The organism is Persicobacter psychrovividus (assembly GCF_036492425.1).
GTDB lineage: Bacteria > Bacteroidota > Bacteroidia > Cytophagales > Cyclobacteriaceae > Persicobacter > Persicobacter psychrovividus.
In genome coordinates this window covers 1,370,781-1,382,706 of sequence record NZ_AP025292.1, presented here as the reverse complement: position 1 = coordinate 1,382,706, position 11,926 = coordinate 1,370,781, and the positions used below count along the sequence as shown (strand labels likewise).

Here is an 11,926-nt window from a genome sequence, read left to right as displayed (position 1 = left end):
ATTACGAACCATATTATTTTATTGACTAAACTTTTTTTTAGATCAATCTAAATATTAAATTACCCCCCATAATAACCGCAACAACAGTATGGATTTAAGTTTTGTAGAGGAGAATTATCTTAAAGCAATATATCAGTTACAACTCGAAACACCACAGGGGGTCAGTACCACCTCGATCGCAGAGTTGACTAAAACCAAACCCGCATCGGTGAGCGATATGCTGAAAAAGCTGTCGAATAAGGCCCTGATTCATTATAAAAAGTACCAGGGGGCAACGCTTTCTGAAAGTGGGATGAACATCGCTTTGCTGGTCATTCGGAAGCACCGCTTATGGGAGGTATTTTTGGTCAAGCACCTTAATTTTACCTGGAGCGAGGTGCATGAGGTGGCCGAGCAACTGGAGCACATTGACTCCGCCCTGCTCATCAGCCGATTGGATCAATTTTTAGGTTACCCTAAACAAGACCCTCACGGTGACCCAATCCCAGATGCAGAAGGAAATATCAAAGATATTCCAAAAATTCTGCTTTCCGAACTGAAGGTCAACACCCCTTCGGTGATTGCTGCGGTAAAAGAAAACAACCCTTTATTTTTACAATACCTCGACAAGATTAAGGCGAGCATCAATGCCGATATCATGATTAAGGAACGAATACCTTTTGATAATTCCCTTGAAATTATTCTTAGCGATCGCACATTATATATTTCCGAAGAAGTCGCAAAAAACATTTACGTGAGTGAAAAATAACACCCTTCTCCTGCTTGCAGGAACAATCAGCCTCCTTTTTTTTTCCGCCTGTGACCGTCATCCTGAGATGAATAATGGCAAGCAAAATATTGTCTGTACCACAGGCATGATTGCCGATGCGGTTAAGCAACTTGTGCAGGACAGCGCGAATGTCATCTCGCTGATGGGCCCTGGCGTGGACCCCCATCTTTATAAAGCGACCCATGGCGATATTGACCGGCTGGCTCGTGCCAACCTGATTTTTTATAATGGGCTTCACCTTGAAGGAAAAATGGGCGAAGTGCTTGAAAAACTCAGCAGAAGCCGCCCCGTCGTCGCTTTGGCACAATCGATTCCTGAACACAAACTGTTGCGCATCGACGACACCGACCTGCACGACCCGCATATCTGGTTCGACCTCTCCATCTGGGATATCGCTGTACAGGAAGCTGCACTTGCCCTAAAAAAACAATACCCTGACTGGGCTTCGATGATCGAAACCAACGAAGCCAGTTACCGCAAGGACATGCAGGCATTACACCAGCAAATCCTGCGCGAGATTCAACAGATTCCTGCACAACAGCGGGTCATGATCACCGCCCACGATGCCTTTGGCTATTTTGGCAAAGCCTATGGTATAGAAGTGCGCGGACTGCAGGGCATTTCAACCCTGTCGGAGTTTGGTCTTCGTGACCGTGTCGATTTGGTTAATTTTATTATCGAAAGAAACATCAAAGCCATCTTTGTAGAATCTTCGGTTTCTCCCAAAGCGATTTCTTCTGTTGTTGAGGCCTGCCAGCAAAAGGGGCACCAACTGAAAATCGGAGGCAGCCTGTACTCCGATGCCATGGGCGAAAAAGGCACCCCCGAGGGAACTTACCTCGGCATGGTGCGCGCCAATTTAAAAACAATTGTTCAGGCACTCAAATAGCAACCACTATGAGCAAAAAAATATATCACGTAGAAAATCCCGTAACGGAAGTCCACGATTTAACCGTTACCTATGACCGTAAACCCGTACTTTGGGATATTGACCTGAGCCTCCCAAAAGGAGCTGTTGTGGGCATTATGGGGCCTAATGGCGCTGGAAAATCCACCTTAATCAAAGCCATGATGGGCCTTCTACCTATGGCCAGTGGGTACGTCAAAATGTTCGATAAAAAGCTCGATGAAGTTCGTGACCGTATCAGTTATGTGCCCCAGCGTGGTACTGTTGACTGGGACTTCCCCGCATTGGTAAAAGATGTGGTGCTCATGGGCAGGTACGCCAAGATTGGGCTGTTCAGCCGCGCAAGAAAAGCCGACCTCGACATTGCCATGGAATGCCTGCATAAAGTGAATATGGAGAATTTTGCCCACCGCCAGATCTCTCAGCTTTCCGGCGGCCAACAGCAGCGGGTTTTTCTTGCCCGTGCACTGGCACAACATGCCGATCTGTATTTTATGGATGAACCCTTCGTGGGGGTAGATATGGCCACCGAAAAAGCCATCGTTGAACTGATGCAGGAGATGACAAAAAAGGGCAAAACAGTCATTGTAGTGCACCATGATTTACAAACCGCCCAAAAATATTTCGACTGGATTATCCTGCTTAACACCCGACTGGTGGCTTCAGGACCAACAAAATCGGTACTGACCAATGAGATTGTAGCAGAAACCTATGGCGGTAACCTTTCTTTACTGACCGACCTTTCTCAGGAACTGAAAAACCAGGCCTTCCCTAACCGTGAAAATTAACAACTATGGAAGCGCTTTTAGAATTTCTTTCCTTTCAGGATCCAAGTGTTCGGATGGTAACCCTCGGAGCCATCATCCTGACCGCCTCCTCGGCTTTGGTGGGCTGTTTCACCTTTCTGAAAAAGCAGGCCCTGATCGGTGATGCCGTTGCACATGCGGTCTTGCCTGGGGTATGTTTGGCTTTTTTACTGACGGGCGTAAAAAACCCTATTTACCTGATCATTGGTGCTTTTACCACAGGGTGGCTTTCCCTTCAGCTGATTAATTTCATCAGTCAGCATTCAAAAATCAAGGAAGACACGGCCATTTCTCTGGTCCTGTCAGTGTTTTTTGGTTTCGGCATTTTGCTGATGACTTTCATTCAGCATGGTGACTATGCTGATCAGTCGGGGCTGGATCATTTTCTTTTCGGACAAGCGGCCTCTTTGGTCGGCTCCGACTTGATCATCTTCCTGACGGTCGGACTGGCCATTATGGCACTGATATTACTGTTTTTCAAAGAGCTCACCTTAATTGCCTTCGATCGGGATTTTGCTTCCGCCACAGGCCTGCCCGTAAAATGGCTGGAGCTTTTACTGACCTCACTCACTGTTTTGGCGGTGGTGATTGGCATACAAGCCGTGGGAGTTGTGCTGATGGCAGCAATGCTGATTACGCCACCTGCAGCGGCCCGATACTGGACCGATCACCTGCCTAAGATGGTTTGGTTCGCCACCCTCTTCGGTGCATTTTCGGGATTCAGTGGCGCCATGATTTCCTACGTGGCTCCCAGCATGCCAACAGGCCCGTGGATCGTAGTCATCGCGACCACAATTGCCCTGATTTCCATTTTATTTGCGCCAAATCGAGGCATCATTTTTAAACTCCGCAGGCAGTATGAAAACCAGCACAAAATCCTGACGGAGAATATTCTCAAGTCATTTTTCTATTTGGGAAAAAACAAAGAGGACATTAAAAAGCATTACAGCGCGGAAGCATTATTGGAAATTCGCCCGAATCTGGGCCTTCGGAAACTAAAAAAAGGACTTCGTTCCCTTCAAAAAGACGGCTACCTGATCAATGAAAAGAAAGGCTTCCGACTGAGTAACGAAGGGGTGGCAAGGGCCAAAAGGGTTGTGAAACTGCACCGACTTTGGGAAGTGTACCTTACCACTTACCTGAACCTCGACCCTGACCACGTGCATGACAGTGCTGAAACAATGGAGCATGTTATCACACCTGAGCTGGAAAAACGGCTGGAAGAAAAACTCGACTTCCCCGACCGTGACCCTCACGATGAAGAAATCCCTTACCATTAAGCTGACTCAACATGAACGATCTATTAATAATTCTTACAGGAGCCTGCGTTGCGGTTTCCTGCAGTTTGCTCGGCTGTTTTTTGGTCTTGCGGAAAATGACCATGGTGGCCGATGCGATCTCTCATGCCGTATTACCTGGTATTGTGATCGCCTTTTTACTGTCCGGCTCAAGAGATTCGGTGGTGATGCTCGCTGGCGCAGCCCTTTTCGGCATCCTGACCACCTTTATCATTGAATTTTTTCATCATAAAGGCGGTTTACAATCTGATGCCTCTATTGGCGTAACCTTTACATGGCTTTTTGCAGTAGGTGTAATTTTAATTACCGTTTTCGCTGGAAAAGTAGACCTCGACCAGGATTGTGTTTTGTATGGAGAAATTGCTTATGTTCCAATTGATTTATGGATTACCGATGCAGGAACCATCCTTGGCCCACGCGCCCTGTGGATTGGTGCTATCGTGATGGTGGTCATCATCACTTTCATCAGCATTTGCTATAAGGCGCTGTATCTGTCTACTTTTGATCCTGCCTTTGCTGCCGCTATTGGCATTTCTACCACCCTTTGGCATTATGCACTTATGGGCATGGTTTCGCTTGTCTCGGTGGCATCCTTCGAATCCGTCGGTGCCATATTGGTCATTGCGCTAATGGTAACCCCTGCCGCAACAGCCTACCTGTTAACCCATGAACTGAAAAAAATGCTCATTTATGCCGCCGTAATTGGGGTACTGACCTCCGTCCTCGGGTATTATATCGCCTATGCCGTCGATGGGTCTATTGCGGGAGCAATGGCCTCTGTGGGTGGTTTGCTCTTTATGCTCGCCTTTTTGTTTTCTCCTACTGATGGCTACATATCACGCAATAAAAGACGTACCAATAAGGCAACTTTAGAAGCAACTCTCTCCGCAACAAGCAAGTAAACGGAAATATCGAAACAATCATTGATCATCCTTGATTTGGTAATCAATATTTCGATTATACCCCTAAAGTAGAGGTGTTTGTCCAATAGCCGACCCTCTACCGCTGTCGTAAACTCCTTTTCCTTCGTAGATAAATATATTACCAAGAAACGTTATGATGAAAAAGCCTTTAATACTTGCCTTGATTTGCCTTTTAATCAGTACCGCTTCCTTCGCTGGGCGTGGTCAGGACAAAGAAATTAAATGGATTTCTTTTGAGGATGCCATGAAAATGGTCGAGAAAAATCCTTCCAAGCATATCATGATTGATTTTTATACTTCATGGTGTGGCTATTGTAAAAAACTCGACAAAACCACCTTCAAAGATAAAGATGTTGTGCAGGCGGTCAATAAAGACTTTTATGCGGTGAAAATTGATGCTGAATCAACGGAACGAATTACCTATAAGGGGGAAAGCCTTACTTATGCTGAGTTGGCCAAGAAGTTCAAGGTACCAGGCTATCCTACCATTCTGTTACTGAAACCAGAAAAAGACGCAACAAGTGTTGAGCCTGGATATAAAAATGCCAAGCAATTCACGCGAATGCTCGAAAGATTTGAATAAAAAATTATTAGTTGATAATGCGCTAAGGTCTTACTGCAAAGTAAGGCCTTTTTTTGTGCTTCCTCCCCCATGTCTATGGTCCCTTTTATCTCAGGAGCCCCAAGAGCGCCTGGACTTAAAACGGTGAATCAAAAATTCAGAAGCGGCTCAATATAGAGTATTATTAAGGGCTCGTTCAAAAACGGACCAGTCAAGAGGACAAGAGCCATAAAATTTCAGCAAATTATAGATATATAATCGATCAAATTCAGAAAATATTGCAAATATGGCAACAGAGGCCGTTTCACCAAACCCCAATTATCAAACCCTTAAAAAAAATAGGCTAATTTTATCACCTATGCATATATTCATTATTTTCATTATATTTATTGCAATCAAAAACTAAATTCGTTTAATTTGTTTTAACAGAAAGGGATATTCATTAACAATTACACAATTGAAGATGATTTCCCGACAATCATTTAACCAAACAATCGCCCTACGAGAATTAGGGCACTTTTTTCAGCTTACTCCTTTTTGAAAAAAGATAAAAATAAACTATTGATGATATGTGCTCAATATTTGGAATTTTAGACATCAAATCAGACCCTGAGCAACTTAGGACTCAGGCTTTGCAACTCTCCAAGAAACTTCGCCACCGTGGTCCAGACTGGTCAGGGGTGTATGCATCAGACAGAGCGATTCTCGCTCACGAGCGTTTAGCCATTGTTGATTTATACAGCGGCGAACAGCCATTGTATAACCACGACAAAACCCATGTTTTGGCCGTAAATGGTGAAATTTACAATCATCAAGCATTAAAGAAAGAATTATTTGTTGACTATAATTTCCAAACAGAGTCTGACTGTGAGGTAATTTTGGCCCTTTATGAGGAGAAAAAGGAAAAACTGCTCGACTACCTGAACGGTATCTTTGCTTTCGTTCTTTATGATGCCGAAAAAGATGCTTACCTGATCGGGCGGGATCACATTGGAATTATTCCTTTGTACCAAGGCTTTGATGAACACGGCAACTATTATGTTGCTTCAGAAATGAAAGCTCTTGTTCCTGTTTGTAAAAGTATTTCTGAATTTCCTCCAGGAAGTTTCGTCTATTCTGAGCAAGGCAAAGCTCCACAGCGCTATTACGAACGCAAGTGGATGGAATTCTCTGCGGTAAAAGATGCAGAAACAAACAAAGAAGAATTGAAAGAAGCCTTGGAGCAAGCGGTAAAAAGACAGTTGATGTCTGATGTGCCATTTGGTGTATTGCTTTCTGGCGGTTTGGATTCATCGATCACCTCTGCCATTACGCAGAAATTTGCGAAGATGAGAATCGAAAGCAACGATGAAGTTGAGGCTTGGTGGCCACGACTGCACTCCTTTGCAATTGGTTTGGAAGGTGCTCCGGATTTAGCCGCAGCACAAAAAGTAGCGGATCACCTCGGGACCGTTCATCATGAATTAACTTATACCGTCCAGGAAGGCATTGATGCCATCAGGGATGTGATTTACCATATCGAGACTTACGACATCACCACCATCCGTGCTTCTACGCCTATGTATCTGATGGCGAGAAAAATCCGCGCGATGGGTATAAAAATGGTGCTTTCTGGCGAAGGTGCTGACGAGATTTTTGGCGGGTATTTGTATTTCCACAAAGCACCTAACGCTCAGGAATTTCATGAAGAATCTGTGCGTAAATTAATGGCCTTAAACATGTTTGACTGCGCGCGCGCCAACAAATCGATGGCCGCCTGGGGTATTGAAGGACGGGTACCATTCCTGGACAAAGAATTTTTGGATGTGGCTATGAACATCAATCCAAAAGATAAAATGTGTGGCAACGGCAAAATGGAAAAAAGCGTCCTTCGTGAATGTTTTGAAGATTACTTGCCACATGAGGTTGTTTGGCGCCAAAAGGAGCAATTTTCAGACGGTGTTGGATACAACTGGATTGATTCCCTGAAAGAAGTTGCAGAAGAAAAGGTTTCTGACCATCAACTGGAACATGCGAGTTATCGCTTCCCATACAATACGCCACTGACGAAAGAAGGCTATTTGTACCGAGAAATATTTGACGAGCTATTTCCTTTAGAGGATGCTGCTAAATGTGTTCCTGGAGGTCCATCGGTAGCCTGCTCAACTGCCAAAGCAATCGAGTGGGATGAGTCTTTCAAAAATTCTGCCGACCCATCGGGAAGAGCAGTAAAGGCCGTCCACAACGATGCCTATGTAAGCGAATAACAGCAAATTAGAACTAAATACAACAAAGGTTAGCCACAATATTACGGCTAACCTTTTTTTATTCACCTTCCTGATCTTGGACCGCCCGCTTGGCTATCGCCCGCATTTGCTCCTCCCTTAATATCTTTTGATATTGTATATCCTCCTTCTCGCTGCTCAAAATAGTGATGATAAAACCTATTAAAGGTGACAAAATCAGACTCAGTAAAAAACCACCCCAAAACCCAACGGTTCTGTCTGTTGCGAGCATTCCCACAATTATTGACAACACAATCCATCCTAAAAACATCATCTTACTTAAATATTTGATCCTTCGTAAAATTAGGCCACCAAAGTGCAGTCTATTTTCCTTTCTAAATCGAGTAGAAATTTCAAGCTGACATTTCTTTTTTTACCTTTGCCCTAAAGCAAAAACATGCGACTGGATAAATTCATATGTAAATGTACAGACCTGACCATTACCGAAGTGTCGCTGATTATTGCGGAAGGAAAAATTCAGGTGAATGGCGAAAAAATCACAGAGCCCCACCATCAGGTTCATGCTTCCAATCAGGTTGTTTTTGACCAAAAAGTCCTGACCCCTCGCCCATTCCGGTACTATATGATCCATAAACCCGCCGACACCATATGCTCCAATAAAGACGAGCACTACCCTGCTGTTTTTTCACTAACCAATATCCCCGACACCGATCAACTGCACCTCGTAGGCCGACTCGATGCCGACACCACAGGACTACTCATTGCCACCGATGATGGGCATTGGTCCTTTAATATCATGCAACCTGCGGGCAAGGTTCCTAAAACCTATCAAGTTCAACTCCATCGACCAATAACCAAAGAAGCCATTGAACAGCTTGAAAAAGGGGTAATGTTGCAAGGGGAAAAACAGCCTACGGCCCCTGCACAAATAGAAATGATCAATGAAAAACAGGTTTTACTGACCATCACTGAAGGGAAGTTTCATCAGGTTAAAAGAATGTTTTTTGCGGTAAAAAATAAAGTTACGGCCCTACACCGCTGCAAAATTGGAGGGCTCTCGCTCGACATTCCTGAAGGAGCGTGGCGAGAGATCAACAAAAAAGAGGTGGAGCAATAAGGCGCTCCCTCAGGCGACCACCTACTTCCCGACCCTCAAACTTTTCAGAATTTTGTCTCTCAAATCCTTTGGTTCAAAAGGCTTGGAAACGAAATCATTCACCCCCACATCAAAACATCGCTTCACCTCTGCTTCACGAACAGAGGCCGTCATCGCGATGATATACTGATCTTTCAATGCCTGATGAGCGCGGATAATTTTGGTCGCCTCCAGGCCATCCATCACAGGCATATTGATGTCCATCAGGACAACGTCAAAAACACTTTCAGAAAGACAATTCAACGCTTCACGCCCGTTTTCCGCAATGGTTACCTTAAATCCAAATTTCCGCAAATGCTGTTTGGCCACCACCTGGTTGAGTTTAAAATCCTCCACTAAAAGAATGTTCAGCGCAGGAATATCTTCAGGTTTAATTTCTTGCTCCTGCTCAGTATCTATTAAATCAAGCTCTGAAATCGCAAAATAGAGGTAGAAACTAAACGTGCTCCCTTCATTCAGCACACTTTTTACTTCAATTTCACCCCCCATCTGTTCAATAAGTTGTTTGGAAATCGGCAAGCCCAAACCCGTACCGCCATACTTTCTGGCGATGGTTTCATCTGTTTGTGTGAATGGGTTAAAAATATGGGCAATTTTCTCCTCGGGAATGCCAATGCCTGAATCACAGATCTCGAAATTCAGTCGGATTTTGCCTTCACGAACAGCCCCCGCCGACACATTTATCTTCACCTCGCCTTTTTCTGTAAACTTAATCGCATTACCCGCTAAATTCAGCAGCACCTGCCCCAAGCGATGCACGTCGCCACGAAGAATTTTTGGAATGCCATTCGCAATGTTCAGGGAAAAGCCGATATTCTTTTTTTGAATATTTGGACGAAGGTTATGGCTCAGGTTTTCCATAAACTGCTCAAATTCAAAATCAGTATTTTCAAAACAAACCTTCTCCTGACGGATCTTGGCAAAATCAAGGATATCATTCACGATCCGCAATAAGTGTTTGGCAGAAAAATCGATATGATCTACAAATTCCTTCGCTTGCCCCTGAATAGAGTCCAGATCACTGAGCAATTTAGTGATGCCGATAATCCCATTCAGTGGGGTGCGTATTTCATGCGACATGGAGGACAAGAACTGATCCTTAACCCGCTCCCCCTCGATGGCGGAATTTCGGGCCTCAATCAACTCCTCCTCTCGCTTGTTCCGCAGGGCAATCTCTGCTTTGAGCTGATCATTGATCGACCGAATCGCCCGCTCCTTCCGATGCAACTCCAAAACATTCACGATCTGCTTTCCCAATAAATTAAGGGCCTCTTTCGCCCCCGTTGACATTTCCCTGGGCTTATTGTCGATCACACATAAAGTACCAATGGCATAGCCTTCTGGGGTAACCAAGGGCGAGCCCGCATAGAATATTACATGGGGATTTTGAGTGACCAGCGGGTTGTCATGAAAGCGCTCATCCTTACGGGCATCATTCACCTCCAAAATCTCGTCGGGCTGGTTGATGGCATGGGCACAAAAAGCGAGTTCCCGAGGCGTTTCTGTAGCATCAACGCCGACCTTGGATTTAAACCACTGCCGATGATCATCAACAAGAGAAATCAAAGCAATTGGCGTACCGCAAATTTCGGAGGCGATTCTGGTGAAATCGTCATACTCGGGAGCATCAGGCGTATCCAAAATCTCATAGTCTTTCAGCTTAGCCAATCTTTGCGCTTCATTCTCTGTTGGTTGGGGGCGAATCATAAGGTGTTTATCGTTTATTATTAAATAAAAAAAACGATGTTTGTATTCCCTTAGGTTCATTGAACAGAAAATATATTCATTGAGCTCAACATAAAAATTAATCCGCAACAGTAGTCTTGCGAATCAGGTCTTGCAAAACCCTAAAATTGCGAACAAACACAACGCCCATTTCAAAATGCACCTCGCCTCTAAGGGGAATCCGCTTACAGTAAACAGCTTAACAGCATCCATTTCTATGGACATCAAAAAAACTGTACCGATACAATGGCACTTTTTCATCTATTGTTAAACGTCAATTCGATATCATCACCTCTCTCAATAATTGCATCATCTTTAATCACTGACTTTCAGAATATTAATCGAATCAACAGTAGGCCGATGAATGAAAATTGCCCCACCGAATTAATCAATCAGCAAAAATACAGGAAGGTGAATAACAAAATTCAGAAATTCCATCATTTCACTCCGCATAGACTTCGCTCTTCATAGCAATAGGATTGAATATTATTCTATTAATATCATTTCCACACGCTAACGTAGACATAAATGTGATAAAATTTTGAGCAAAACAAATATAAATATTAAATTTACATTAAGTAAGTTTATCAACTTTTGACCAGTAATTCCTGGCATTTACCTTCACGAATTTTTACGCATGAAAAAATTTATTTTTCTTTTTTCCCTTTGCTTGTTGGCAAGTTTTGCTAATGCTCAAATCAATATGGCCGATTCTACTGTTCAGGTCATTGGCTACTGGGACATTGGTGAAAAACAGACTTATCTGATTACTGAAGAAAGTTACCGCATACAGGACACCGACACCCTTGACCGCAACGAAACAAAGTATTTTGTAGATATTAGCATTGCCGATTCCACAGCCACAGAATATCTGATCAATTGGCATTATCGCGATTTTACAGACAATCAACCAAACCCTATTCACCATCTTTCAGCAATGGCTAAAGAAGGTCTTACTGTTCAGGTAAAAACGGATGAGAATGGCAAGCTTCTGGGAATTTCCAATTGGAAGGCGATTAATAAGCATATGTCTAAAACACTGAAAAAAGCCAAGAAAGTCGCTAAAAAGAATCAGGATTATAAATTTGATCTGGAGAAATTAACTCACCATTTGGCATCTCTGAACAACTACACCAATGAGTTTGGGAAGGAATACGCTCAATTCTATTATTTTCATGGGCTGCAATATGAACTTAATGAAGTGTATGAGGCCGTAGTTGATCGTGAAAACCGATTGGGAACGGGTCCTTTACAGATAAAAATGTCTGTTTTTCTTGATGAAATTTTTGAAGAAAACGACAGTTTTGTGCTTCGATCGGTTGAAGAAAGTGACTCCGATCAACTTACAGCCATCACCCATGAGTACCTGAAGCAAAATGCTTCTCATTATAAGTTGGGAAACATCAACGTAAAGGAGCTTCCAAAGATTACCCATATCAAATATATAGGGGCCGAGCTCCATGCTTATGGATGGCCTTTACTCAGTATGGAGAGCATTGAGGCCAATTCAGAAAATAACTTAAAAGTTATCGACAGAACCATTGATTTACAATAA

The 11,926-nt window shown here is 43.6% G+C and carries 11 protein-coding genes; 9 read left to right on the top strand and 2 right to left on the bottom strand.

Features of this window, described 5'->3' with window-relative positions:
* The first annotated feature begins 88 nt into the window (after nt 1-88).
* The 7 genes from AABK40_RS06095 (at nt 89) to asnB (ending at nt 7,511) form a co-directional block, all read left to right on the top strand.
* Nucleotides 89-748, top strand: a complete 660-nt coding sequence (locus tag AABK40_RS06095) for a metal-dependent transcriptional regulator (RefSeq protein ID WP_332920531.1) — start codon at nt 89-91, stop codon at nt 746-748.
* Entirely contained in the window at nt 738-1,658 is a 921-nt protein-coding gene (locus AABK40_RS06090) for a metal ABC transporter solute-binding protein, Zn/Mn family (RefSeq protein WP_332920530.1), read from the top strand. Before AABK40_RS06095 ends, AABK40_RS06090 begins: the two co-directional genes overlap by 11 nt.
* Before the next feature lie 8 nt (nt 1,659-1,666).
* A complete protein-coding gene (locus AABK40_RS06085) occupies nt 1,667-2,464 on the top strand; it encodes a metal ABC transporter ATP-binding protein (protein ID WP_332920529.1) in 798 nt (265 codons plus the stop codon).
* 5 nt (nt 2,465-2,469) lie between these two features.
* Nucleotides 2,470-3,762, top strand: coding sequence for a metal ABC transporter permease (locus AABK40_RS06080; RefSeq protein WP_338397937.1), 1,293 nt, complete (start codon nt 2,470-2,472; stop codon nt 3,760-3,762).
* Between the two features lie 11 nt (nt 3,763-3,773).
* Nucleotides 3,774-4,682: a metal ABC transporter permease gene (locus AABK40_RS06075; protein WP_338397936.1), complete on the top strand. Its 909-nt coding sequence runs from the start codon at nt 3,774-3,776 to the stop codon at nt 4,680-4,682.
* A gap of 154 nt (nt 4,683-4,836) precedes the next feature.
* On the top strand, nt 4,837-5,286 hold the full coding sequence (locus tag AABK40_RS06070; protein ID WP_332920526.1) for a thioredoxin family protein: 450 nt from the start codon (nt 4,837-4,839) through the stop codon (nt 5,284-5,286).
* 548 nt (nt 5,287-5,834) lie between these two features.
* Complete coding sequence (gene asnB / locus AABK40_RS06065; RefSeq protein WP_338397935.1) at nt 5,835-7,511, top strand: asparagine synthase B; 1,677 nt, start codon at nt 5,835-5,837, stop codon at nt 7,509-7,511.
* Nucleotides 7,512-7,569: 58 nt separating this feature from the next.
* Here asnB and AABK40_RS06060 read toward each other — a convergent pair whose 3' ends face one another.
* Nucleotides 7,570-7,803: a hypothetical protein gene (locus tag AABK40_RS06060; protein ID WP_332920524.1), complete on the bottom strand. Its 234-nt coding sequence runs from the start codon at nt 7,801-7,803 to the stop codon at nt 7,570-7,572.
* 123 nt (nt 7,804-7,926) lie between these two features.
* On the opposite strand from AABK40_RS06060, the gene AABK40_RS06055 reads away from it, so the two are divergent.
* Nucleotides 7,927-8,607, top strand: a complete 681-nt coding sequence (locus tag AABK40_RS06055; protein ID WP_338397934.1) for a pseudouridine synthase — start codon at nt 7,927-7,929, stop codon at nt 8,605-8,607.
* Between the two features lie 21 nt (nt 8,608-8,628).
* Here AABK40_RS06055 and AABK40_RS06050 read toward each other — a convergent pair whose 3' ends face one another.
* Nucleotides 8,629-10,353: a GAF domain-containing hybrid sensor histidine kinase/response regulator gene (locus AABK40_RS06050; RefSeq protein ID WP_338397933.1), complete on the bottom strand. Its 1,725-nt coding sequence runs from the start codon at nt 10,351-10,353 to the stop codon at nt 8,629-8,631.
* A gap of 655 nt (nt 10,354-11,008) precedes the next feature.
* On the opposite strand from AABK40_RS06050, the gene AABK40_RS06045 reads away from it, so the two are divergent.
* Entirely contained in the window at nt 11,009-11,926 is a 918-nt protein-coding gene (locus AABK40_RS06045; RefSeq protein ID WP_338397932.1) for a hypothetical protein, read from the top strand.